The 24,439-nt window shown below is 66.3% G+C and carries 18 protein-coding genes; 9 read left to right on the plus strand and 9 right to left on the minus strand.

What is annotated here, in order from left to right; all coding sequences use genetic code 11:
- Positions 1-30 precede the first annotated feature (30 nt).
- From ABQY64_RS15710 to ABQY64_RS15725, 4 genes are all read left to right on the plus strand, one after another.
- Entirely contained in the window at positions 31-1,809 is a 1,779-nt protein-coding gene (locus tag ABQY64_RS15710) for a glycoside hydrolase family 15 protein (RefSeq protein ID WP_349779534.1), read from the plus strand.
- A complete protein-coding gene (gene otsA / locus ABQY64_RS15715; protein WP_047127075.1) occupies positions 1,806-3,173 on the plus strand; it encodes an alpha,alpha-trehalose-phosphate synthase (UDP-forming) in 1,368 nt (455 codons plus the stop codon). The genes ABQY64_RS15710 and otsA overlap by 4 nt, the downstream gene beginning before the upstream one ends.
- A gap of 624 nt (positions 3,174-3,797) precedes the next feature.
- Positions 3,798-6,236: a glucose/quinate/shikimate family membrane-bound PQQ-dependent dehydrogenase gene (locus ABQY64_RS15720; protein WP_349779551.1), complete on the plus strand. Its 2,439-nt coding sequence runs from the start codon at positions 3,798-3,800 to the stop codon at positions 6,234-6,236.
- A gap of 542 nt (positions 6,237-6,778) precedes the next feature.
- Entirely contained in the window at positions 6,779-8,647 is a 1,869-nt protein-coding gene (locus tag ABQY64_RS15725) for a methyl-accepting chemotaxis protein (RefSeq protein ID WP_349779533.1), read from the plus strand.
- A 252-nt stretch (positions 8,648-8,899) separates the two neighbouring features.
- Here ABQY64_RS15725 and ABQY64_RS15730 read toward each other — a convergent pair whose 3' ends face one another.
- The 4 genes from ABQY64_RS15730 to rluD all read right to left on the minus strand — a co-directional run bounded on the left by ABQY64_RS15730 (position 8,900) and on the right by rluD (position 11,735).
- A complete protein-coding gene (locus tag ABQY64_RS15730) occupies positions 8,900-9,325 on the minus strand; it encodes a thiol-disulfide oxidoreductase DCC family protein (protein WP_374151369.1) in 426 nt (141 codons plus the stop codon).
- Positions 9,326-9,395: 70 nt separating this feature from the next.
- Entirely contained in the window at positions 9,396-9,920 is a 525-nt protein-coding gene (locus ABQY64_RS15735; protein WP_047129192.1) for a DUF4166 domain-containing protein, read from the minus strand.
- Positions 9,921-9,922: 2 nt separating this feature from the next.
- Positions 9,923-10,738: a peptidoglycan editing factor PgeF gene (pgeF, locus tag ABQY64_RS15740; RefSeq protein WP_349779531.1), complete on the minus strand. Its 816-nt coding sequence runs from the start codon at positions 10,736-10,738 to the stop codon at positions 9,923-9,925.
- A gap of 1 nt (position 10,739) precedes the next feature.
- On the minus strand, positions 10,740-11,735 hold the full coding sequence (gene rluD, locus ABQY64_RS15745) for a 23S rRNA pseudouridine(1911/1915/1917) synthase RluD (protein WP_047129194.1): 996 nt from the start codon (positions 11,733-11,735) through the stop codon (positions 10,740-10,742).
- A 120-nt stretch (positions 11,736-11,855) separates the two neighbouring features.
- Here rluD and ABQY64_RS15750 point away from each other — a divergent pair, with 120 nt between their 5' ends.
- Positions 11,856-12,737, plus strand: coding sequence for an outer membrane protein assembly factor BamD (locus ABQY64_RS15750; protein ID WP_024939405.1), 882 nt, complete (start codon positions 11,856-11,858; stop codon positions 12,735-12,737).
- A gap of 324 nt (positions 12,738-13,061) precedes the next feature.
- Complete coding sequence (locus ABQY64_RS15755; protein ID WP_102585156.1) at positions 13,062-14,048, plus strand: hypothetical protein; 987 nt, start codon at positions 13,062-13,064, stop codon at positions 14,046-14,048.
- 9 nt (positions 14,049-14,057) lie between these two features.
- Here ABQY64_RS15755 and ABQY64_RS15760 read toward each other — a convergent pair whose 3' ends face one another.
- From ABQY64_RS15760 to ABQY64_RS15770, 3 genes are all read right to left on the minus strand, one after another.
- Positions 14,058-15,698, minus strand: coding sequence for an NAD+ synthase (locus ABQY64_RS15760; RefSeq protein WP_349779530.1), 1,641 nt, complete (start codon positions 15,696-15,698; stop codon positions 14,058-14,060).
- A gap of 201 nt (positions 15,699-15,899) precedes the next feature.
- Positions 15,900-16,721, minus strand: a complete 822-nt coding sequence (locus ABQY64_RS15765; protein WP_225879958.1) for an MBL fold metallo-hydrolase — start codon at positions 16,719-16,721, stop codon at positions 15,900-15,902.
- Between the two features lie 213 nt (positions 16,722-16,934).
- Positions 16,935-17,579 (minus strand): DsbA family protein, encoded by a 645-nt coding sequence (locus ABQY64_RS15770; protein WP_349779529.1) that lies wholly within the window; start codon positions 17,577-17,579, stop codon positions 16,935-16,937.
- 80 nt (positions 17,580-17,659) lie between these two features.
- On the opposite strand from ABQY64_RS15770, the gene ABQY64_RS15775 reads away from it, so the two are divergent.
- Positions 17,660-18,601, plus strand: a complete 942-nt coding sequence (locus ABQY64_RS15775; protein ID WP_349779528.1) for a LysR family transcriptional regulator — start codon at positions 17,660-17,662, stop codon at positions 18,599-18,601.
- 206 nt (positions 18,602-18,807) lie between these two features.
- On the opposite strand, the gene sucD is transcribed toward ABQY64_RS15775, so the two are convergent.
- Together sucD and sucC are read right to left on the minus strand one after the other, a co-directional pair.
- Positions 18,808-19,683, minus strand: a complete 876-nt coding sequence (gene sucD / locus ABQY64_RS15780; RefSeq protein WP_011038208.1) for a succinate--CoA ligase subunit alpha — start codon at positions 19,681-19,683, stop codon at positions 18,808-18,810.
- Between the two features lie 24 nt (positions 19,684-19,707).
- Positions 19,708-20,877, minus strand: coding sequence for an ADP-forming succinate--CoA ligase subunit beta (gene sucC, locus ABQY64_RS15785; RefSeq protein ID WP_039519379.1), 1,170 nt, complete (start codon positions 20,875-20,877; stop codon positions 19,708-19,710).
- A 231-nt stretch (positions 20,878-21,108) separates the two neighbouring features.
- On the opposite strand from sucC, the gene ABQY64_RS15790 reads away from it, so the two are divergent.
- A complete protein-coding gene (locus ABQY64_RS15790) occupies positions 21,109-22,722 on the plus strand; it encodes a PAS domain-containing sensor histidine kinase (protein WP_039512337.1) in 1,614 nt (537 codons plus the stop codon).
- A 192-nt stretch (positions 22,723-22,914) separates the two neighbouring features.
- Positions 22,915-24,309: a sigma-54 dependent transcriptional regulator gene (locus ABQY64_RS15795; protein WP_016901261.1), complete on the plus strand. Its 1,395-nt coding sequence runs from the start codon at positions 22,915-22,917 to the stop codon at positions 24,307-24,309.
- Positions 24,310-24,439: the final 130 nt, after the last annotated feature.

Raw genomic sequence — 24,439 nt, forward strand, 5'->3', positions numbered from 1 at the left:
TCTTCTCTTCAAAAGGATCGTTCGCACTCCATGACCGAGCCAAACCTGGATCTGGGCGTCATCGGCAACTGCAGCTTTGGGGCATTGGTCGATCGGCAGGCACGCGTGGTGTGGAGTTGCCTGCCGGCGTTCGACGGCGACCCGGCGTTCTGTTCGCTGCTCTCGCCCAAGCGCGAAGGCGGTGACTTTGCCGTGGAGCTGGAGGACTTCGCCAGCAGCGAGCAACACTACCTGCCCAATACCGCAGTGCTGCGCACCGTGTTGCGCGACCACCACGGCGGCGAAGTGGAAGTCATCGACTTTGCACCGCGCTGGCGCAACAACGGGCGTTTCTACCGGCCCGTCAGCATCATCCGGCAGATCCGCCCGCTGGCCGGCAACCCGCGCATCATCGTGCGCGCCCGCCCGCTGGCCGACTGGGGCGGGCGCAGCCCGGAAACCACCTGGGGCAGCAATCACATCCGCTGGGTGCTGCCCGAATTCACCCTGCGCCTGACCACCGACGTGCCGGTGCGCTTCGTGCGCGACGGCCTGCCGTTCGTACTCAGCCACCCGGTCAACCTGGTGCTGGGCGTGGACGAATCGCTGACCCGCTCGCTCACCGGCTACGTGCAGGAAGCGCAGGAACGCACCGAAGAATACTGGCGCGAATGGGTGCGCTACCTGTCGATTCCGCTCGACTGGCAGGAAGCAGTGATCCGTAGCGCGATCACGCTCAAGCTGTGCCAGTACGAAGACAGCGGCGCCATCATCGCGGCGATGACCACCTCGATCCCGGAAGCGCCCAACACCCCGCGCAACTGGGACTACCGCTATTGCTGGCTGCGCGATGCCGCATTCGTGGTGCGTGCGCTGAATCGCCTGGGCGCCACCCGCACGATGGAGCAGTTCATCGGCTACATCTTCAACATCGCCACCGCCGACGGCACCATGCAGCCGCTGTACGGCATCGGTTTCGAATCGCAGCTGGAAGAGCACGAAGTCGAAACGATGGACGGCTACCGCGGCATGGGCCCGGTACGCCGCGGCAACCTGGCCTGGATCCAGCAGCAGCACGATGTCTACGGCAGCGTGGTGCTGGCCTCCACCCAGCTGTTCTTCGATCTGCGCCTGAAGGACCAGGGCGATGCGGACACCTTCCGTCGCCTGGAGCCACTGGGCGAGCGCGCGTTCGCGCTGCACAACGTGCCCGATGCCGGCCTGTGGGAATTCCGCGGCCGCGCTGAAGTGCATACCTATACCGCCGCGATGTGCTGGGCCGCCTGCGATCGCCTCTCCAAAATCGCCGACAGGCTGGTGCTGCCTGAGCGCAGCGTGTACTGGCTCGAGCGCGCCGACACCATCCGCGAACGCGTGCTGGGCGAGGCCTGGAGCGAAGAGCGCGGCCATTTCACCGATACGCTGGGCGGTCATCGCCTGGACGCATCGCTGTTGTTGCTGGCCGATATCGGCATCGTCGCTAACGACGACAGCCGCTTCGTGCGCACGGTTGAAGCGGTTGGACGCGTGCTCAAGCATGGCGATGCGCTGTATCGCTACATCGCACCGGATGACTTCGGTGAGCCGGAAACCAGCTTCACCATCTGCACGTTCTGGTACATCGACGCGCTGGCCGCGATCGGTCGCAAGGAGGAAGCGCGTGAATTGTTCGAGCGCATCCTCTCGCGCCGCAATCACCTCGGCTTGCTGTCGGAGGATCTATCCTTTGAAGACGGCGAAGCCTGGGGGAATTTCCCCCAGACCTATTCGCATGTGGGCTTGATCATCGCAGCAATGCGCTTGTCGCGGAGCTGGCAGGAGGCGTCATGAGTCGTTTGGTGGTGGTATCCAACCGCGTTGCAGTGCCCGGCGAAAACCGCGCCGGCGGGCTGGCGGTTGGTCTGTTGGCTGCACTCAAGGAGCGCGGCGGTGTGTGGTTCGGCTGGAGCGGCAAGACCGTGCGCGGCGACAGCGGCGGCATGCACGAGCAGACCGAGGGCGACATCAAGTTCGTCACCATGGACCTCAACAAGCGCGACATCGATTCCTACTACAACGGGTTCGCCAATCGCACGCTGTGGCCGCTGCTGCACTTTCGCCTGGACCTGGTCGATTACGACCGCGCCACCCGCGAAGGCTACATGCGCGTCAACCGGCTGTTCGCCGAGAAGCTGGCGCCGTTGTTGAAAGACAGCGACACGCTGTGGATCCACGATTACCACATGATTCCACTGGGCGCGATGCTGCGCGAGCTGGGTGTGGGCTGCAAGATGGGCTTCTTCCTGCACGTGCCGATGCCCTCGGCCGACCTGATGCAGGCGATGCCGGATCACGCGCGCTTGTTCAGTACGTTCTACGCGTACGACCTGGTCGGCTTCCAGACCCAGCGCGATGCCGAGCGCTTCAAGGCCTATGTGCGCCTGTTCGGCGGCGGCCGCATTCTCGAAGGCGACATCGTCGAAGGCCCCGGCGGGCGTCGCTTCAGTGCCGCGGCGTTCCCGATCGGGATCGATACCGACCTGATCGCCAACCAGGCCAAGGCCTCGGTCGGCAAGCAGGCGGTGCGCGACCTGCGCGAAAGCCTGCGCGGCCGGCAACTGGCGATCGGCGTGGACCGGCTGGATTATTCCAAGGGCCTGCCGGAACGCTTCCAGGGTTTCGAGCGCTACCTGGAGCGTTATCCGGACCAATCCGGCAGCCTGACCTATCTGCAGATCGCGCCGGTATCGCGCGGCGACGTCAACGAGTACCGCCAGTTGCGCGGGCAGCTGGAGCAGATCGCCGGCCACATCAACGGTGGACATGCCGAGCCGGATTGGACGCCGCTGCGTTACGTCAATCAGAACTTCAGCCATGCGACGTTGACCGGTTTCTATCGCGCGGCCTCGGTTGGCCTGGTCACGCCACTGCGCGATGGCATGAACCTGGTCGCCAAGGAATTCGTGGCGGCGCAGGATCCGCAGAATCCAGGCGTCTTGGTGCTGTCGCTGCTGGCCGGTGCAGCGGATGAAATGAAGGAGGCATTGCTGGTCAATCCGCACGATCTGGACGGCGTGGCCGACGCGATCGCAACGGCAGCAAGCATGCCGCTGGCAACACGCATCGAGCGCTGGAGCGCGATGATGGATCATCTGCGCAAGAACAACATCAACCACTGGCGCCAGCGCTACCTGCAGGCACTTGCAGATATCTGAATCAGGTTTCCGCAAGCTGTCAGCACCATGCTGTTGGCAAACAGAAGCGCTGCGCATCTGCAGCGCGCCTCTTCTCCCCTCGGGAGAAGGTGGCCGAAGGGCGGATGAGGGTACGCGTGTACGTACAAGTGGACGTGCACGTACAAGTGGAAATGTCCGAAGCGCAAGCTCCCAGCTTCTACAAATCTCCACTCCCGAATGCCAAATCCCCGCCTCACCGCTTGAGTCAATAACTCAATAGAACTACTGCAGGATTCTGCATTTGCCACCACACGCGAATGCACCCAACACCGCCTGACACCCACCGCAATCTCCAGCCGTATCGGATTTAAGCAATTCCAGCGCCCCAGATGCACAGCCTGGAACGCTGGTTCTTATTCCGTCACGGACACAACCGTCATTGCGGTTTAAAATATTCACATGAGTAGCGCTGAGGACCCTGGGAGGGGCTGCGCGTTCATATCCCGGCGTTCTGGTTTAGGACGTTTTTGTTAGATCGTGGCCGCCCTTTGCCAGCCTGTGATCTTGCTCCCTCCACGACTCGCCACCGCCTGCCGGTGCCTGGGTCCTTCCTGACATCTCAAAATGACTGATCAATCCTCAAAACGTGGACTAGGCACCTGGTTGCTGGTGGTCTATGCCGTGGTGATCGCCGTGCTCGGTGCGGTGCTTGCCTACGAGGGCGGCCGCCTGGTCGCCGTCGGTGGTTCCTGGTATTACCTGCTGGCGGGCATCGGCCTGTTCCTGGCCGGCGTGTTGCTGGCGCTGGGCAAGCGTGCCGGCCTGTGGCTGTTCGGCGCCACGCTGGCGGCCACCATCGCCTGGGCGCTGTGGGAAGTGGGCCTGGATGGCTGGGGCCTGGTCCCGCGTCTGGCCTGGATGTCGGTGCTGGGGCTGGTGCTGCTGCCGTTCTGGGGCGTGGCCCGTCGCCGCATGCAGCCGCTGTCGGGACTGGGCTATGTGGTGGTGACCGGCGTGCTGCCGATCCTGGGCGCGACGCTGATCCTGTGGCCGCTGCTGGTGCCGCGCAATGTCGAACTGGCCGATGCCTCCAAGCTGCCGGCCGAGAGCGCGAAGCCGTTCAGCCGCGCCAACGTGCCCAGCCCGGACGGCAACGTTGCGGCCAATCACGATGCCAGCAACTGGACCTCGTACGCCGGCTCCAACCTGTCCAACCACTACACCCCCGGTGCGCAGATCACCCCGGAGAACGCCAAGAACCTGAAGGTGGCCTGGGAGTTCCATACCGGCGATCTGAAGCCGGCCGGCTCCAAGTTGGGCTACGCCTTCCAGAACACCCCGCTCAAGGTCGGCGACCTGCTCTACATCTGCACCCCGACCCAGAAGGTGATCGCGGTGGAAGCGGCCAACGGCAAGGAGCGCTGGCGCTTCGACCCGCAGACCAATCCCAAGGCGATGGCCGGCGTTGCCGCCACCACCTGCCGCGGCGTGTCGTACTACCAGGCGCCGCAAGGCACCGCCGAGTGCCCGAAGCGGATCTTCTGGCCGATGGTCGATGGCCGCCTCGGCGCGCTGGACGCGCAGACCGGCAAGCTGTGCACCAGCTTCGGTAACAACGGCTTTGTCGATCTCAACGCCGGCACCGGCAACACCAAGCCGGGCTTCGTCGGCCCGACCTCGCCGCCGGTGGTGATGCGCGGCGTGGTGATCCAGCCCACCGGCCAGGTGCGCGACGGCCAGGAAGGCGATGCGCCGTCGGGCGTGGTGCGCGGCTTCGATGCGCTCACCGGCCAGCTGCGTTGGGCCTGGGACCTGGGCAACCCGGCGATCACCGCCGAGCCGCCGGCCGGGCAGACCTACACCCGTTCCACCCCGAACGTGTGGTCGCTGATGGCAGCCGACGACGAGCTGGGCCTGGTGTATCTGCCGACCGGCAATGCCTCGGGCGATTTCTTCGGCAAGGGCCGTTCCCCGCAGGATGAGGAATACACCGCCTCGCTGGTTGCCGTGGATGCGGCCACCGGCAAGGAGCGTTGGCACTTCCGCACCGTCAACCACGACCTGTGGGATTACGACATCGGCCCGCAGCCGAATCTGGTCGACTGGCCGGTCGCCGGCGGCGCTACCCGTCCTGCGGTGATCCAGGCCACCAAGTCCGGCCAAGTGTTCGTGCTGGACCGCGCCACCGGTGCCCCGCTCATGCCGGTCAAGCAGATCGCCGTGCCGCAGGGCACCGATCACGGCGACTGGACTGCGGCCACGCAGCCGATCTCGCCGGGCATGCCCAATACCGTGGGCGCACCGAGCCGCGAGTACGAAACCATCGTCGAATCCGACGCATGGGGCATGACCCCGTTCGACCAGTTGGCCTGCCGCATCCAGTTCAAGCAGTTGCGCTACGAAGGCATGTTCACCCCGCCGACCCTGCAGGGCTCGCTGGCCTTTACCGGCAACCACGGCGGCATCAACTGGGGCGGCGTCTCGGTCGATCTGCAGCGCGGCATCATGGTGATGAACAGCAATCGCCTGCCCTACACCCTGCAGGTCTACACCCGCGAAAAGATGAATGAACTGGGCGTGGTCTCGGTGTTCGACGGCAAGAGCAAGACGCCGGGCTACATGGCGCAGAAGGGCCTGGCCTACGGCGCCCGCAAGGAGCCGTGGATGTCGCCGCTCAACACGCCGTGCGTGGCACCGCCGTGGGGTTACATCTCCGGCGTGGACTTGCGCACCCAGCAGGTGATCTGGCGGCGTCCGCTGGGCACCGGTTACGACCAGGGCCCGATGGGCATCCCGTCCAAGACCAAGTTCGAGATCGGCACGCCCAACAACAGCGGCTCGCTGGCCACCGCCGGCGGCGTGACCTTCATCGGCGCGACCCTGGACGACTTCATGCGCGGCTTCGACACCCGCACCGGCAAGCAGGTCTGGGAGACCCGCGTGCCGGCCGGCCCGCAGGCCGCCCCGCTGAGCTACACCATCGACGGCAAGCAGTACATCGTGGCCGCCGTGGGTGGACACGACCGCATGGAAACCAAGTCGGGCGACAGCGTGATCGCCTGGGCGCTGCCCGACGACGCGGGCGCCAAGCCGGCGAAGTAAGCCGGCGTAGCGTCAGCTAGTTAGGTATCGATAGACCGGTCATCGTGAGATGGCCGGTTTTTTTTTGGGGAATCGGGAATCGGGAATCGGGATTCGGAATGGGAGAAGCGCTTTTCCGTTGTCGTTCGGGCTGGGCTGGAGCTGTAGTGCGCCCGATTCCCGATTCCCGATTCCCGGCCCTGCGGTGCGTGTTCGTGGCCTCGCACTGATGGCGCCACTGGCCAGCTTTGGTCGTGTCATGCGATCGGACTGCGTGGCATCGAGGTCTACGGAGTGTTTACGGCACCCACTGATATTTCACGTGGTATTTACAACCGAAGGACCGGTGTCCGGCTGCAAATCGCGGTTGCACAGTGCATCGGGTCGTACTGAAACCGCTTCCAAATCAACTACATCGGTGTTTTCGGGGGTCTGGTCGGCAGATTCCGACGAACGGTGATTTCACGCCGTCATGATTCGGGCTCGGCCGCCGATACCCCATAGCAGCCCATGCAGCGCAGGACGCCGCTCCCCACTCCGAATCACTCAGTTGGACTCAGCCTATGTCGCCCTCACCCGATGCCACCGCCGTCTCCCGCCCGCCTTCCGGCCGGAACCTTGCGCGTGCCAGCACGGCCGCATGGCTGCCTGCCGCTGCACAGATCGGTCTGCTGGCCTTGCTGACGCTCTACGCTGCCACGCTGCTGCCCGGCAGCATCTGGGCTGGGCTGGGCCGCTTGCTACCGGCGCTGCTGGTGCTGGGCGCGGCAAGTGCCGGGCTGCGGTGGTGGGCGCGCCGTCGCGGTCTGGCGCAACTGCAACAGGCGATCGGCACGGTGACGGCCATCGGTGAAGGGCGCTTCCAGCGTCTGGATCTGCGCAGCGCCTCCGGCGAACTCGCGCCGTTGCTGCACGCCCTGCAGGCGACCCAGGACAAGCTGGCCATCCGCATCGATGTGATGGAACAGGGCCTGCGCCACGGCCAGTTCGTGATCAAGGCGCTGGACGATCTGGACACCATGATCCGCATCGCCGACGACGACGGCCAGGTGCTGTTCGCCAACCGCAAACTGCTGGCGATGCTCAAGCTGATCGAGCCGGATGTGCAGAGCTTCCGTCCCAGCTTCCATGCCGAAGGCTTCGTCGGCGGCAGCATCGGCGACATCTATCCCGACAGCCAGGCCGCGATCGACCGCATGCGTGCGCTGACCGCCTCCAAGGCGGTGCGCGCGCCGTTCTTCGGCCGCCAGATCGACTTCGTCTACAGCCCGATCATCGCCGCCGACGGCACCAAGCTGGGCACCATCGCGCAGTGGATGGACGTCACCGCGCAGGTCAACGCCGAGCAGGCGCTGATCCAGATCATCGATGCCGCCGCGGCCGGCGATTTCAGCCGGCGCATGCAGATCGACGGCATGGACGGCGTGCTGCTGTCGCTGGCGCAAGGCATCAACCGCATCTACGACTCGGTGGAAACCCACCTGGCCGCGTTGGCGCGGGTGATCGGCGCACTGGCCGAAGGCGACCTCACCCAGCGTGTGGACGGCGATGCGCACGGCATCTTTGCGCGCCTGCGCGACGACACCAACCAGACCGTGACCCGGCTGACCGAGATCATCGGCGGCATCCAGATCGCATCGGACACGATCCGCCGCGCGGCGGTGGAAATCGCCGCCGGCAACACCGACCTGTCCGAGCGCACCGAGCAGCAGGCCGCCAATCTGGAAGAAACCGCCAGCTCCATGGAGGAACTCACCTCCACCGTGAAGCAGAACGCCGACAGCGCGCTGCAGGCCAATCGGCTGGTGGTGGGCACCGGCGAAGTCGCGCAGAACGGCGGCCAGGTGATGGACGATGTGGTGTCCACCATGGGCCAGATCAGCACTGCCTCGCGCAAGATCGGCGAGATCATCGGCGTCATCGACGGCATCGCCTTCCAGACCAATATCCTGGCGCTCAACGCCGCGGTGGAAGCCGCACGCGCCGGCGAACAGGGCCGCGGCTTTGCGGTGGTCGCCTCGGAAGTGCGCGCGCTGGCGCGGCGCTCGGCCGATGCGGCCAAGGAGATCAAGACGCTGATCGCCGATTCCACCGACAAGGTCGAACTGGGCTCGGGCCTGGTGCACCGCGCCGGCGCGACCATGCGCGAGATCGTCGGCTCGGTCAAACACGTCACCGACATCATGAGCGAGATCACTGCCGCCAGCGCCGAGCAATCCAGCGGCATCGAACAGGTCAACCGTACGGTCGCGCAACTGGACGAAGTCACCCAACGCAACGCCGCGCTGGTGGAAGAAGCCACCGCCGCTGCGCGCAGTCTGGAAGAACAGGCCGTGGAACTGGCCGATGCGGTGTCGATCTTCCGCCTGCAGCCTGCGCACGGCGGTAACCCGAAAGCAGCGCCCGCAAGCTTCAAAAACGCAGCCGCGTAAGCCGCCGTCACGGAATCACTGTAGGAGCGCACTTGTGCGCGATGAGGCTTTCCCGGTAATGCCGCATCGCGCACCAGTGCACTCCTACACAAAGCAGGCCTGCCCGTTCACTAAACCAACTTCAACGCACGCGGCCGACCAACACTCCAAATCATCCAGCCACCATAGAAATCAGCGCGCTGTCGTAGGAGCGCACCCGGGCGCGACGAAGCGTTATCGATAACGCCCGTCGCGCCCAGGTGCGCTCCTACGCTAGTCGAGAAACCGCTCGCGCTGCTCTGGGCTCGGCAGCATGCAATGCTCAGTGCGACCGAACCAGCGGTAGCGATGGCGTGCGATCAGGCGATAGCCGATGTCGCGCACGCGACGCGGCACCACGCGCAACACCGTGGCCAGCCGCCAGAAGCCGCCCAACCCGGCCAGCACCCGCACGATCGCGTCGCTGTCGGTCCATGCACCGCGGTCATCCACCAGCAGAAACGACAATGGGTCGTCCGGATCCAGGCCATGCCGCTGTAACAGCGCACGTCCGGCCTGGCCCTGCATTGCGGCAAAGCGATAACGCCCGCGTCGATCGTGACGCAGCAGGAACCTGACCCAGCCATTGCACAGCAGGCACACGCCATCGAACACGATGGTCGCGGGCACAGCACCTGGCTGACGGCCGGGCGGCTCCACGCGCGACGGCTTCGAGTGAGGAGTCTCCAACTGAGATGGCTCCAGCTGAGACACGTCAACGAGCGGTGGATCAACGCGGTTCAAGCCAGCCCTCGTAGCGAATGAACGGGCCGACCAGCGGCAAGTGCACGTCGACCAGGAATCCGTAACGCCCGGCGTCGGCATGCTCGCGGCAACGCACCTGCTCGAACCAGCGCGCAGGCAACCGGATCCAGCCCAATGCCCACACCCGCGTGGCCTGCCAGTACAGCGATTGCGCGTCGGCGCGCAGCGCGAATTCAAACCGCACTGCGCCCAAATGTTCGCGCAGGCGCGTGCCCTCGCGCCACAGGCGCGAATGCATCGGCAGGCCTCCGAACCGCCGATGCCAGCGCTCGCCTGTCGCGTCGGCAAGAAACTCCACTTCGACCTCCACTTCGCCACTGCGCGGCAAGCGGCTCAACAGCGCCAGTAACGGGACCAGCACATGCGTGCCGCGTTGAATCCTTGCCCGGCCGGCGAAGGTCTGCCGCTGCTGCACCGAATGCAGCGCGCGCACCGGCGCAGGCAGCTGCGCGAACGCGTCCTGCCCCAGCACCTGCGCAAACAACGGCACGCTCAGGGCGCGATCCAGGCCAGCGTGACCATGCGTCCGCTGCGACGGTCACGACGATGCGAGAAGAAGCGTTGCGGCTCGGAAATGGTGCACAGCCCGCCGCCATGAATGGCGCTGGCCGGCACGCCGGCATGCTGCAGGCGCTGACGCGCCAACGCATACAAGTCCACCCGCCAATGCCCCGGACGGGTCGCGACAAACGCGCGTTGCGCCTGCGCATCGTGCGCGACGAAGGCGTTGAACACGTCTTCACCGATTTCATAGGCCTGCGGCCCCGCTGCCGGCCCCAACCATGCCATCACCTGCTGCGGCGGCGTGCGCATCGCCGCCACGCTGCGCTCCAGCATGCCGTCGGCCAGGCCGCGCCAGCCTGCATGCGCGGCGGCCACTTCGCTGCCATCGGCAGCGGCGAGCACGACCGGCAGGCAATCGGCAGTGAGGATCGCCAGCACCACGCCGGGCACGGCGGTTACCGCTGCATCGGCGACCGGTTCCTGCGCGCCTGGCGCGACAGTGCCCGCTGCAGGCGGCTGTTCGCCGCGCGCGAGCACAGGCGCGTCGACACGCAACACCTCCACCCCGTGCACCTGACGCAGCCACTGCGGGGTGCCGGGCAGTGCCAGCGCCTCGACCAGCAGCGCCCGGTTGCGTTCCACCTGCTCCGGCGTGTCGCCATCGGCACTGTGGCGGTTGCCGAGGTTGAGCGTGTCGAACGGCGCCAGCGAGCCGCCCAGGCCGTGACGCAGCGTGGTCAGCGCATGGATGCGTGGTGGCGCCGGCCAGTCGGCCGGCAGCACGAAGGGCGCGGCAGCGGCCACGTCAGCGGCGTGCCAGCTCGGCGGCGCGTGCGCTGTCTTCGCGCAGGGCCGTCATCAGCCGCTGCAGATCGGCCGGCACCGGCGCGCTGGCGCGCACCGGCTCGCCGCTGACCGGGTGCAGGAATTCCAGGGTTTCGGCATGCAGCGCCTGACGCTTGAAGGTGCGCAGCTCGTGCACCAGTTCGTCGGTGGCGCCCTTGGGCAGCTTGAGCGCGCCGCCGTACAGCGGGTCGCCGACGATCGGCGACTTCAGATGCGCCATGTGCACGCGGATCTGGTGGGTGCGCCCGGTTTCCAGCCGGCATTCCAGCGCGGTGTGTGCGCGGAAGCGCTCGCGCAGGCGGTAATGGGTGACCGCATCGCGGCCATCGTCGCGCACCGCCATCTTCAGCCGATCGCGCGGATGGCGGTCGATCGGCGCGTTGGCGGTGCCGCCGGAGACCAGCGCGCCGACCACCACCGCCAGATACTGGCGATGCACATCGCGTGCGGACAGCTGTTCCACCAGCGCGGTCTGCGCCTGCACGGTACGCGCCACCACCATCACCCCACTGGTGTCCTTGTCCAGCCGGTGCACCACGCCTGCGCGCGGCACCGACGCCAGCGTCGGGTCGCGGAACAGCAAGGCGTTGACCAGGGTACCGTCCGGATTGCCCGCGCCCGGGTGCACCACCAGCCCGGCTGGCTTGTCGATCACCAGTACCTGGTCGTCTTCGTACAGCACGCTCAGCGGGATGTCCTGCGGCGCGGCGTGGGTCTGAGTTTCCAGCACCACCTGCACCTGCACGCTCTCGCCGCCGCGCAAGGTGTCGCGCGGGCGCGCCATTTCCCCGTTCAGCAGCGCATCGCCGGACTTGATCCACTCCGACAAGCGCGAGCGCGAGAATTCGGGGAACAGCTCGGCCAGCACTGCGTCGAAACGGCGTCCAGCGGCGTTGTCGGGCACGATGGCCTGGCGGATGGACGGGTCGAGGGGGTCGGCAGATGGGTCAGACATGGACACGGGCACTCAGGCAAAAGCGGGAATTTGGCGGTCCGGGCGGCGGGAGTCAGTCGCCGGACAGGCCACTAGGCTATCATCGCGCTCTCGTTTTCCTGATGCGTCCTGCCCAGACCCATGATCCGACGGTCCACGTTTTCCGCGCCTGCGCGCCTGATTGCCCTCATGCTGGTCATGGCGTTCGTCGTCACCGGCTGCCACCGCGGCGCCAAGGACAAGAATCCCGATGAGGGCATGCCGGTCGAGCAGCTCTACGGCAAGGGCCACGGCCTGATGGAGAAAGGCAACTGGGCCGGCGCCGAAGCCAGCTACAAGCGCCTGATTGCCCAGTACCCGTACGGCCCGTACACCGAGCAGGCGATGATCGAAACCGCCTATGCCCAGTACAAGGCCGGCAAGCACGACGACACCGTCTCCAGCGTCGACCGCTTCATCCGGACCTACCCGACCCATCGCAACATCTCGTATCTGTACTACCTGCGCGGGCTGGCCAACAGCAATCGCGACACGGTGTTCCTGCGCCGCGTGTGGTCGCTGGATCCGAGCCGTCGCGACCTGTCCTCGCCGCAGCAGGCCTACAACGACTTCAACACCGTCACCGACCGCTACCCGAACAGCCGCTACGCGCCGGATGCGCGCAAGCGCATGATCGAGCTGCGCGACGTGTTCGCCCAGCATGAACTGGACAACGCGCTGTACTACCTGCGGCGCAATGCCTGGGTCTCGGCGGCCGGTCGTGCCAACTACCTGCTGGAAACCTATCCGCAGAGTGCCTACCAATACGACGCGGTCGCGGTGCTGGCCGAGGCCTACACCCACCTGGGCAACAAGACCCTGGCCGCCGACGCGCGCCGCGTGCTGGAGCTCAACAGCCCGCAGCACCCGTGGCTGACCGGCGACTGGCCGAAGTATCCCTGGGCCATCCGCAAGCTCAACCCGTTCGCCGGCGAGAAGTCTGCCGCCACCGGTCAGCGCAACGCGCAGATGAGCCGCGACTGAGACATCAGTCGCCGGTGTGATGAGAAAGGGGCCGCAAGGCCCCTTTTTTATTGCGGCAACGCGCCTGCGGCGGTGACGGCGCGCCGGCTACCGCAGGCACTCGCGATGCCTGGCGACAGTGACGCCTGATCGACCGGAAGATCGACCGTCCCGCATTCCGCACCCGCGTCCCACCCTCTCCCGCAACGCGGGGCACGCCTGCCTGCGACAGCTGCAGGCACCTCGCCAGACCCGGCACCAGGTCACCGAACCGCGCCTGTGCGCTGCCTATACTCGGCCCTGAAGAAGATCCGACTCCCCGCTGGCACCCGCCCAGGAGGCCGCATGTCCCGCTGCATCGTCCCGTTCCTGCTCGCCCTGTTGCTGGCGGCGATGACCACCACCGCCACCGCGGCGCCGATCGTCTACGGCGTCAACGCCCACGACAATCGCCCCGGCTATTCCATGGCCCAGGCCGAGGCCCGCTTCCAACTGCTGGCCGCACGCAATCTGCGCAGCTACCGCTTCGATGTGGACCCGCGTGACTACGCAACGCTGGATGCGCTGGTCCCGCTGGCGCGCAAATACGGCATCACGTTGCGCCCGATGGTCTACCCGATGTCGCGCGAGATCGGCTACCAGCTGGCACGCCGCTATGCGGCCGACATCAAGGTCTGGGAGATCGGCAACGAACAGGATCTGGTGCGCGCCGAGGCAGATGCCCGCATCGCGGCAATGACCACGATGTACCTGGGCATGCGCCAGGCCTCCAACGAACTGGGTGCCGGCCTGCGCTTCACCATCAACATCACCGCCTGCAACAGTGACGACCGCAGCGCCAACGCACGCTGCCCCGGCGACCGCAATGGCTCGCTGTGGTTCCTGGCCAAGGCCAAGGCGGCCGGCTTCAATTTCGACCACATCAGCTTCCACTACTACGCCTTCCACCAGGATGCCGGCTACTGGAGCGCGTTGTACCTGGGCCAGCTGCGCACGGCAGCGCAGACCTACAAGACCCCGGTGTTCTTCAACGAGCTCAACTGTGCGGAGATCTACACCGGCAACACCACCGGCGGTGCGGAAGGCGACCGCGGCTGCTACGACAGCCTGGCGCAGTTGCTGCGCAACGTGCGCGACAACTATGCCGACGTGGTGTCCGAGGTAAACGTCTACGAATTGCTGGACCAGACCACCATCCAGGGCGCCGAAGGCCATTTCGGCCTGATGTACGACCTGACCCGGCCCAAGCCGACCCTGGACCTGCTCACCCGCTTCGCCCAAGCACCGGCCACCGCAGCGGGAGCCGATGCGACGGGCGACCGACCGCAATAGCCGTTCGGGCTACTGGCCGGAATAGCCATTGGTGATCGGGTAACGCCGCTCGCGGCCGAACGCGCGTCGCGACACCTTGGGCCCGGGCGCGGCCTGGTGGCGCTTCCATTCGTTGAGCCGCACCAGCCGCAGCACGTGTTCCACCGTGTCGGCGGCATAGCCGGCCGCGACGATGTCATCGCGCGACTGCTCCTGGTCGACGTAGCGGTACAGGATGCCGTCCAGCACATCGTATGGCGGCAGCGAATCCTGGTCGGTCTGGTTGTCGCGCAACTCGGCGGAGGGCGGGCGCGAAATCACGGCCGGCGGTATCACCGGCGCCCCGCCCACGGTATTGCGCCACTTGGCCAGGCCGAACACTTCGGTCTTGTACAGGTCCTTGAGCGGGGCGTAGCCGCCGCACATGTCGCCGTAGATGGTGGCGTACCCCACTGCGTATTCGCTCTTGTTGCCGGTGGTCAGCAGCAGCCCGCCAAACTTGTTGGACAGCGCCATCAGGATCACCCCACGGCTGCGCGACTGCAGGTTCTCTTCGGTGATGTCCGGCTGGGTGCCTTCGAACATCGGCCCCAGCGCGGCGAGCAGGCCTTCGAACGCCGGCTCGATCGCGATGGTTTCCAGCTTGACGCCCAGCGCGCGGCATTGCTCGTCGGCCAGATCGTTGGACAGGTTGGCGGTGTAACGCGACGGCAGCCGCACCGCGGTGACGTTGTCGCCGCCCAGCGCATCGACCGCCATCGCCAGCACCAGCGCCGAATCGATGCCGCCGGACAGGCCCAGCCAGACCTTGGTAAAGCCGTTCTTGCGGCAATAGTCCTGCAAGCCGCGCACCACGGCGCGCCAGGCCAGCGCATCCATGCTCTCGTCGCCATCGTCCACCCACACCACCGGGGTGAAACTGCGCTCGCCGGCGGCGTAGTCCACCACCAGCCACTGATCGACGAAGGCGGCAGCGGCAGGATGCACGGTGCCGTCGCCATCGGCCACCACCGATGCGCCGTCGAACACCAGCGCGTCCTGGCCGCCGACCACGTTGAGGTAGGCAATCGCCGCCCCGCTCTCACGGGTGCGCTCGGCCAGCAGGGCATCGCGCTGCGCATGCTTGCCGCGCTCGTAGGGCGAGGCATTGGGCACCAGCACCAGCTCGGCGCCGGCCTGCACGGTCCTGGCCAGCGGCTCGGCAAACCACAGGTCCTCGCAGATCACCACGCCCACCTGCACGCCCTTGACCGTGACCACGCAGTTGTCGCCATCCGGGTCCATGTCGAAGTAGCGGCGCTCGTCGAACACTGCGTAATTAGGCAATTCGCGCTTGCGATACGTGGCCTCGATATGCCCGTCGCGCAACACGCTGGCGGCGTTGTAGACCACGCTGCCGGCACTCTGCGGCCAGCCGACCACCGCCACGATGCCGCGCGTACTGGCGGCAATGCGCGCCAGCGCTTCCTGGCAATGGGCGAGAAAACCGGGCCGCAGCAGCAGATCTTCCGGCGGGTAGCCGCTGATCGCCAGCTCGGGAAACAGCACGATGTCCGCATCGAACTCGTCGCGCGCTGCCGCGATGAAGTCGATGATGCGATCGGTATTGCGCGCCACGGCGCCGACCGGGAAGTCGAACTGCGCCATGGCGATGCGGAGCGTCTGGGACATTGGAAGGCCTATGCGAATGCAGCGGGGAAGGCGTGGCTGCGCCGCATCCCGCAACAGACCGGGATGCAGACCGGCGTCGCCGCCAAGGCTGCATTATTCCAGAAGCGCAGCGGCGTGCAGGGATCTGCCGCGCCTCGGTGTTACGCGTCCACTGCATGCACGGCGCCTGCGCGGATGATGTCCGGCTGCGTCGTTATCGCATCAACCCCACTGCATCTCGCCGGTGGCGACCTTGGCGCCGATCTGCAATGCCACCGTCATGCCGGCATTGGGATAGCGCGCGGTCATGGCCTTGATCAGGTCGGCACTGTTGCTGTGCCTGGCCAGCTCTTGCTCGAAGGCCAGCAGATAATCGCGCGTGTAGGCGATGGCCGAGGCATCGGTGGGCGCGCCCGGCAGCAGATGGCCGGCCACCACCACCGACGGCGAACGCGCCGCCATGCGGTCCAACGTCTTGCGCCAGGCGGCACGGCCTTCGGCGCCGCGCGTATCGGCGGTCCACACATGCGTGCCGGAGAACACCAGCACGCCACCGACGATGGCCTTCAGTGCAGGCACCCAGACATAGCGTCGATTGGCCAGACCGTCGGCTTCGACGATCTCCAGCGCGTGGCCTTCCAGTGTGAGCGCAGGACCATCGAAGGACTCCGGCATCACGATGTCGGCCAGACGCTGCGGGCCGTTTTCCTTCAGCTGCGGGCCCCAGGTGGCCAGCTTCTTTTCGACATTGCCCTTGATCGCCGCAATGGTGGCCGAGGCGGCGACGACGCGCGCCTTGGGGAAGGCAGCCTTGATCGGCGCCAGGCTGAAGTAGTAGTCCGGGTCGCTTTGGCTGATGTAGATGGTGGTCAGCGTCTTGCCGCTGGCGCGGATCGCCTCGGCCAGCGCCTTGCCGTCGGGCAGGGTGAAGCCCCCGTCGATCAGCACCGCATCGCGCGTGCCGGAAATCAGCACCGGCGCGCGGAAGAAACCGTGTTCGCCGGCGGGGAAATGTTGATACGTCAGTGTGGTCGGTGCAGCCATGGCGGTATTCGCTCCAGGGAAGGCGGTTGCGACACTCGCAACCGCCAGGGTTTTGATGACGTCTCGTCGGGTTGGCATTGGTTTGGCCTTTGAGGATGGCGATGGTTGTGGTGAGGATGCGGCGGAAGACAGCCAAGTCACCGGAGACGTGTGTGGGGAAAGGTCCGCTGCAAGAAAGCCAACCCCATGGCGAGAAACCCGTCACCCAGACGCCTAAAAATGCCCAGCATCCAACTGCCGCAGGACGACATCGGGGTTCCCATAACCCGCCCCGACATCCAGCAACCACCGCTTGCCGGACGACTGCGCAACCAGCGTCGGCACGCCGCGCACATCGAATTCCTGCAACAGCTCCAGCGCGGTGTCGATGCGCGCCTGTGTCAGCGCAAGCAGCTGCGCATCCGGCGCGGCGATCTGCTTTGCGGCCTGCTCCAGCCCAAGCGATTCCAGCAGGCCCACCAGCGTGTCCAGCGCGGTCACATCGTTACCCTCGACATAGCGCGCCCGCTGGATGGCCCCCAGCACCTGCACTTCGCGCGACGGATCGACACGCGCCACCGCCGTCAGCGCCAACGTCGCCGGACCGCTGTCGAAGCGTTGCTGACGATCGCCGAGCACGCGCTGTCGATACTGGGCGCTGAAACCCTGGCCGGTCAGCTGCGCAATGCGTTGGTCGTTGGACCAGGCGTAGCCGGCGAAGGTGGCGTCCATCGCCCTGGCGCCGGCGCCCAGAAACAGCCCGGCTGGCAGCAATTGCAGCGCGACATCGGCCCGCGCCTGCAACGCCGACACCACCGCGGTGGCGCCATAGCACCAGCCGCATAGCGGGTCGTAAATGTAGTGAACGGTGGTGGACATGGCAGCGGCATCCGGTGGCGAGCAATGCATCCTAGGCCCGCGCCGTTGACTCTTAAATCCATCCGCCATAAACATACCGTATGCCAAAGACACACAATCGAAGCGAGACCGGACCAGGCGGCCTTGGCAATCTGCGCCGCCTGGCCTACTTCGTCGCAGTGGTGGACACCGGCTCGTTCACGGCGGCCGCCGAGCGCCTGGGCATCACCAAGGCGGTAGTGAGCCAGCAGGTCGCCCGCCTGGAGCGCGAATGCCGCACCTCGCTATTGGTGCGCACGACCCGCAGGGTGCGCACCACCGAACTCGGGCAGGCGTTCTACCAGCGCTGCGCGGCCATCCTGCGCGATACCGACGACGCCTTCGACGCACTCACCGATACCGCCGCCGAACCGTCCGGCCTGCTCCGGCTCACTGCCCCGCTGGACTACGGCGTGCGCGTGGTGGTGCCGGCGATCGCAGCCTTCACCCGGCGCCATCCGGCCTGCAAGGTCGACGCGATCCTCAGCGACCAGACCCTGGACCTGATGACGGCCAACATCGAACTTGCGATCCGCGTCGGCTGGCTGGCCGAAAGCAGCCTGCAGGCACGCAAGATCGGCGCGTTTCGGCAGTTGCTGGTCGCGCCTTCCGCGATGGCCGCGCAGCTGGCCCGAATCGCATCGCCGCAGGACATCGCCACCCTGCCCTTCGTGGCCAACACCGCCTTGCGCGATCACCAGCGCTGGCAATTCGCGCACGCCACGCATGCGCCGCAGAGTGTGGAGGTGCAGCCGGGCATCTTTCTCGACGCCACCCTCGCCGTGCGCGAAGCGGTGTGCCAGGGCGCAGGCATCTCGGTGCTGCCCGATTATGTGGTCGCCGACGATCTGGCTGCCGGTCGCTTGCTGCATGTGCTGCCGCAGTGGCAGTTGCCGTCCGGCGGCATCCACGCCGTGTTTCCGGCAACGCGCTTTCGGCCGGCCAAGGTGCGCGCGTTCGTGGACCTGTTGCTTGAGCTCAATGCGCAACAGCACGAGCTTTGAATCGAACGCTGCAAGCCGCTCGAATCCGCCGCCAAGCCGCGGCAGGCAACGGCGGCCGGCGAAGACGCTGGCACCAGCCAGCCATTGGCCAACGGCAATGGCCACGTCGGCCATTGCCACAAACGGCTAGCCACAGTGGCTAGCCACAAAAAAGGCCGCCCAAAGGCGGCCTTTCCGACGCTCACACGCTTGCGCGCGCGGCGTGCTTACTTCACCAGCGCAGCAATCGCCGCACCCAGATCGCCCGGCGAACGGACGGTCTTGACGCCGGCAGCTTCCATCGCCGCGAACTTGCCTTCGGCAGTGCCCTTGCCGCCCGATGCGATCGCACCGGCGTGGCCCATGCGCTTGCCGGCCGGCGCCGACGCACCGGCGATGAAGCCGACCACCGGCTTCTTCACGAACTGCTTGATGTACTCGGCACCGGCTTCCTCGGCGTCGCCACCGATTTCGCCGACCATGATGATGCCTTCGGTCTGCGGGTCTTCGTTGAACAGCTTGAGGCAGTCGACGAAGTTCAGGCCGTTGATCGGGTCGCCACCGATACCGATGCAGGTGCTCTGGCCCAGGCCCACTTCGGTGGTCTGCTTGACCGCTTCATAGGTCAGGGTGCCCGAACGCGACACGATGCCGATCTTGCCCGGCTTGTGGATGTGGCCCGGCATGATGCCGATCTTGCACTCGCCCGGGGTGATCACGCCGGGGCAGTTCGGCCCGATCAGCACGGTGTCCGGATGCGAGCGGGTCAGCACGTTCTTGACGCGCAGCATGTCCAGCACCGGGATGCCTTCGGTGATGCAGACGATGACCTTGATACCGGCCGCGGCCGCTTCCAGGATCGCATCAGCCGCGTACGGCGGCGGCACATAGATCACCGACGCATCGGCGCCGGTGCTCTGCACGGCATCGGCCACGGTGTTGAACACCGGCAGGTCGATATGCGTGGTGCCGCCCTTGCCCGGCGTCACGCCGCCGACGACCTGGGTGCCGTACTCGATCATCTGAGTGGCGTGGAAGGTGCCCTGCTGGCCGGTGAAGCCCTGCACGATCACCTTGGTGTTCTTGTTAATCAAAACGGACATGGATAGTTCCTTCGGTGTCGTGGATCAGGCGGCGTTCTTGACAGCTTCGACGACCTTCTTGGCACCGTCGTTGATGTTGTCGGCCGGGATGATGGCCATGCCGCTGTCGCGCAGCAGTTGCTTGCCTTCTTCCACATTGGTGCCTTCCAGGCGCACCACGACCGGGACCTTGACGCCCACTTCCTTGACCGCAGCGATGATGCCCTCGGCAATCATGTCGCAACGGACGATGCCGCCGAAGATGTTGACGAAGATGCCTTCGACCTTGTCCGAAGACAGGATCAGCTTGAACGCCTCGATGACGCGCTGCTTGTTGGCACCGCCGCCCACGTCCAGGAAGTTCGCCGGCTCGCCGCCGTTGAGCTTGATCACGTCCATGGTGGCCATGGCCAGGCCTGCGCCGTTGACCATGCAACCGATGTTGCCGTCCATGGTGACGTAGTTGATGTCCAGCTCCGACGCGGTCACTTCGGTCTCGTCTTCCTGCGTCTTGTCGCGCATGGCGATCAGCTGCTTCTGACGGAACGCGGCGTTGTCGTCGCTGTCGAACTTGCCGTCCAGTGCGTACAGGTTGCCGTCGTCCAGGATCGCCAGCGGGTTGATTTCAACCAGCGCCAGATCCTTTTCGTTGAACAGGCGATACAGGTTCACCATGATGCTGGCGAACTGGCCGGCCTGCTTGGCGGTCAGGCCGAGCTTGAAGCCGAAATCGCGGCCGTGGTAGCCCTGCACGCCTTCGACGAAATCGACGTTGAGCGAGTGGATCAGCTCCGGCGTCTCGGCGGCGACCTGCTCGATCTCCACGCCACCCTCGCTGGAGGCGATGTAGGTGATGGTCTTGGTGCCGCGGTCGACCAGGATCGACAGGTACAGCTCCTTGACGATCTCGCCGGCGGTGGTCACCAGCACCAGGTTGATCGGCAGCTCGACGCCGGCGGTCTGGTAGGTGGACATCTTGGTGCCGAGCATCTTGGCCGCTGCGGCCTTCACGTCGTCGGTGGTCTTGCAGAACTTGACGCCGCCAGCCTTACCGCGACCGCCCGCGTGGATCTGCGCCTTCACCATCCAGGGGCCCTTGCCCAGGGAATTGGCGACTTCAACCGCTTCGTCCGGGGTCGCCGCGACCTTGCCGGCCGGAACGGGGATGCCGTACTCGGCAAGCAGCTGTTTTGACTGGTATTCGTGGAAATTCATGCGTCACCGTGGGAAAAGGAAACGACCGCTGCGTGCAACGCAGACCGCCTGGGCGGCACGTCAAGAGACGCGAACGGGCCGCCTATTGTGGCCGACCACGCCGTGCGGCGCAAAAGCCGGCGCGCATGGCCCGCCATTTGCGCCGCTTGCACGCAGCCCGGCACTGTGCGCAAGCGCTACGCGGGCCGCGCACCTGCCTATACTCGCGGCTTGCTCCAGCGGGGAATCGGCTTGCCATCCAGCCCATCGCTTATCGACCGGATCCAGTCCGCGCCGCAGCGCGAGCTGTACTTCTTTTCGCTGTACCGGGTGCTGGTGGCCGGGCTGATCGCCGCCCTGGTGTTCAGCCCCCTGTCCGACGCGATCCCGGAGCCGCGTTACCCGCGCCTGGCGGCCGGCGTGGCGATCGGCTATCTGTCGGTTGCGATCCCGCTGCTGTTCTGGGGCCGCAGCGAGCGCCGGCTGACCACCACCGTGTTCTGTTCGGTGCTGGCCGACATCGCCGCCGCGACCCTGGCCACGCATGCGCTGCCCGGCGCCAGCGCCGGCATCGCGATGATGCTGCTGTTCAATGTCGCCGCTGCCTCGATCCTGCTGCGCCTGCGCTACGGCATGAGCATCGCGGTGCTCGCCAGCGGCGCCATCGTGCTGGAATACCTGTGGACCCTGCTCGAAGGCGGCGGCGCCGCCCGCCCGGTCGCGGAACTGGCGATGTTCGCCACCAGCTACGTCGCGGTGGCCTTCATCTGCGAACAGATCGGCTCGCGTGCGCGCCGCAATCAGGTACTGGCCGAAGAACGCGGCGCGCAGGTCGCCAACCTCTACGAGATCAACGAACTGATCATCCGCCGCATGCGCACCGGCGTGCTGGTGGTCGACACCCACAGCCACATCACCCTGGCCAACGAGGCGGCGCTGGCGCTGCTCGGCGACGGCGACCAGCGCAACGCCCCGGTCGACCTGTCGTTGGCCGCGCTCACGCCCGAACTGTCGCGCCGCCTGCAGCGCTGGCGCAGCGGCTGGCGCGAGGAAGAGGCTCCGCTGCAACTGGGCGCCGACCGCCCGGAAGTGCAGCCGCGCTTCGTGCGGCTGCTCGCCGACAGCGACCTGGTGCTGGTGTTTCTGGACGATGCCAGCGTGGTGTCGCGGCGCGCCGAATCGCTCACCCTGTCGGCGATGGGGCGCTTTTCGGCCAGCCTGGCACACGAGATCCGCAACCCGCTGGCGGCGATCAGCTACGCCTCGCAGCTGCTGGAGGAATCCCCGGACATCGGCGATGCCGACCGCCGCCTGCTGCAGATCATCCACCAGCAATGCCAGCGCACCAACGGCATCGTCGAAAGCGTGCTCGCGCTGGCCCGCCGCGAGCGCGCAAGCCCGGACAACCTGGATCTGGCCGCCTTCGTGCGCCGCTTCGTGGTCGAGTACCGGCAGACCCTGTCGATGGAGACCGACATCCTGGAGGCCAGCATCCAGGGCAATGCCGTGCATGCCTTGATTGACCCCAAGCACCTGCACCAGATCCTGACCGCGCTGGTGCACAACGCGCTCAAGTACGGCCGGGTCATGGACGAACCGGCGCGGGTGAAACTGCGCGTGGAGCGCATGGAGCGCATGGCGGTGATCGACGTAGTCGACCGCGGCCCCGGCATCCCGGAGACGGTGGCCGCGCAATTGTTCCGCCCGTTCTACACCACCTCCGAGCACGGCACCGGGCTGGGCCTGTATATCGCCCAGGAACTATGCCGCGCCAACCAGGCGCAACTGGACTACGTGTCGGTGCCGGGCGGCGGCGCCTGTTTCCGGATCCTGTTGCAGGGGCCCAATAGCCTGCTCGGGAAATGAGCGAGAGCGCTGCGTCATGCCAGCCGCAAGCCAATGGCGCTGCGGCCTGCGTTAGCACTGCAATGGTGTCCGTGCGGCCAGCTGCTGGGCATCGTGCTGCGCCCGCGCACCATCGTGTGATCACGTGAATCGTTACGCCCGGACCCGGCCGGCAATTGTCGACGGTCATCGCCGTGGGCTATCTTGCGCCACATGAACGAACCGAAAAGTGCCCTGGTTGTCGATGACGAGCGTGACATTCGCGAACTGCTTGTTCTCACCCTGGGCCGGATGGGCCTGCGCATCAGCACCGCCGCCAACCTGGCCGAAGCGCGCGAGCTGCTGGCCAACAATCCCTACGACCTGTGCCTGACCGACATGCGGTTGCCTGACGGCAACGGCATCGAGCTGGTTACCGAAATCGCCAAGCACTATCCGCAGACCCCGGTGGCGATGATCACCGCGTTCGGCAGCATGGACCTGGCGGTGGAAGCTTTGAAGGCCGGTGCCTTCGACTTCGTCAGCAAGCCGGTGGACATCAGCGTGCTGCGTGGCCTGGTCAAGCACGCGCTGGAATTGAATAACCGCGACCGCCCTGCCCCGCCACCGCCGCCACCGGAACAGGCCAGCCGCCTGCTGGGCGATTCCAGTGCGATGGAAAGCCTGCGCGCCACCATCGGCAAGGTCGCGCGCAGCCAGGCGCCGGTCTACATCGTCGGCGAATCGGGCGTAGGCAAGGAGCTGGTCGCGCGCACCATCCACGAACAGGGAGCACGCGCGGCCGGCCCGTTCGTGCCGGTCAACTGTGGCGCCATTCCCGCCGAGCTGATGGAAAGCGAGTTCTTCGGCCACAAGAAGGGCAGCTTCACCGGCGCACATGCCGACAAGCCCGGCCTGTTCCAGGCCGCGCATGGCGGCACGCTGTTTCTGGACGAGGTGGCCGAATTGCCGCTACAGATGCAGGTCAAGCTGCTGCGCGCGATCCAGGAAAAATCAGTGCGCCCGGTGGGCGCCTCCAGCGAGTCGCTGGTGGACGTGCGCATTCTCTCGGCCACCCACAAGAACCTGGGCGACCTGGTCTCCGACGGCCGTTTCCGCCACGACCTGTACTACCGCATCAACGTCATCGAACTGCGCGTGCCGCCGCTGCGCGAACGCGGCGGCGACCTGCCGCAACTGGCCGCGGCCATCATCGCGCGCCTGGCACATAGCCACGGCCGGCCGATTCCGCTGCTGACCCAGTCCGCGCTCGACGCGCTGGACCAGTACGGCTTCCCGGGCAATGTGCGCGAGCTGGAAAACATCCTCGAACGCGCCCTGGCCCTGGCCGAAGACGACCAGATCAGCGCCACCGACCTGCGCCTGCCCGCCCACGGCGGCCATCGCCTGGCCGCCACACCAGGCAGCGCCGCCGTCGAACCCCGCGAAGCGGTGGTCGACATCGACCCCGCCTCAGCCGCCCTGCCCTCCTACATCGAGCAACTGGAGCGCGCCGCGATCCAGAAGGCGCTGGAAGAAAACCGCTGGAACAAGACCAAGACCGCCGCGCAGCTGGGCATCACGTTTCGGGCGTTGCGTTACAAGTTGAAGAAGTTGGGGATGGAATAGAAGGGCTGGGAGTCGGGATTGGGGAATCGGGAATCGGGAATCGTAAAAGCACAGGCGCCGCTTCGATGGTTCTTGCGGGAAACAGCGCGATGCATTGGCTCATGCATCACCTCGCGGTGGCCCGCTGCAA

This window comes from Xanthomonas sp. WHRI 7065, from assembly GCF_040203115.2.
Taxonomy (GTDB): Bacteria; Pseudomonadota; Gammaproteobacteria; order Xanthomonadales; family Xanthomonadaceae; genus Xanthomonas; species Xanthomonas arboricola.

What these genes read in the sequence shown, in the direction of transcription:
- ABQY64_RS15795 (WP_016901261.1), top strand. Translation starts at nt 22,915, where the DNA reads ATGAACGAACCGAAAAGTGCCCTGGTTGTCGATGACGAGCGTGACATT.
- ABQY64_RS15770 (WP_349779529.1), bottom strand. Translation starts at nt 17,579, where the DNA reads ATGTCCACCACCGTTCACTACATTTACGACCCGCTATGCGGCTGGTGC.
- ABQY64_RS15750 (WP_024939405.1), top strand. Translation starts at nt 11,856, where the DNA reads ATGATCCGACGGTCCACGTTTTCCGCGCCTGCGCGCCTGATTGCCCTC.
- sucC (WP_039519379.1), bottom strand. Translation starts at nt 20,877, where the DNA reads ATGAATTTCCACGAATACCAGTCAAAACAGCTGCTTGCCGAGTACGGC.
- ABQY64_RS15725 (WP_349779533.1), top strand. Translation starts at nt 6,779, where the DNA reads ATGTCGCCCTCACCCGATGCCACCGCCGTCTCCCGCCCGCCTTCCGGC.
- ABQY64_RS15710 (WP_349779534.1), top strand. Translation starts at nt 31, where the DNA reads ATGACCGAGCCAAACCTGGATCTGGGCGTCATCGGCAACTGCAGCTTT.
- ABQY64_RS15755 (WP_102585156.1), top strand. Translation starts at nt 13,062, where the DNA reads ATGTCCCGCTGCATCGTCCCGTTCCTGCTCGCCCTGTTGCTGGCGGCG.
- ABQY64_RS15760 (WP_349779530.1), bottom strand. Translation starts at nt 15,698, where the DNA reads ATGTCCCAGACGCTCCGCATCGCCATGGCGCAGTTCGACTTCCCGGTC.
- sucD (WP_011038208.1), bottom strand. Translation starts at nt 19,683, where the DNA reads ATGTCCGTTTTGATTAACAAGAACACCAAGGTGATCGTGCAGGGCTTC.
- ABQY64_RS15765 (WP_225879958.1), bottom strand. Translation starts at nt 16,721, where the DNA reads ATGGCTGCACCGACCACACTGACGTATCAACATTTCCCCGCCGGCGAA.
- otsA (WP_047127075.1), top strand. Translation starts at nt 1,806, where the DNA reads ATGAGTCGTTTGGTGGTGGTATCCAACCGCGTTGCAGTGCCCGGCGAA.
- rluD (WP_047129194.1), bottom strand. Translation starts at nt 11,735, where the DNA reads ATGTCTGACCCATCTGCCGACCCCCTCGACCCGTCCATCCGCCAGGCC.
- ABQY64_RS15775 (WP_349779528.1), top strand. Translation starts at nt 17,660, where the DNA reads ATGCCAAAGACACACAATCGAAGCGAGACCGGACCAGGCGGCCTTGGC.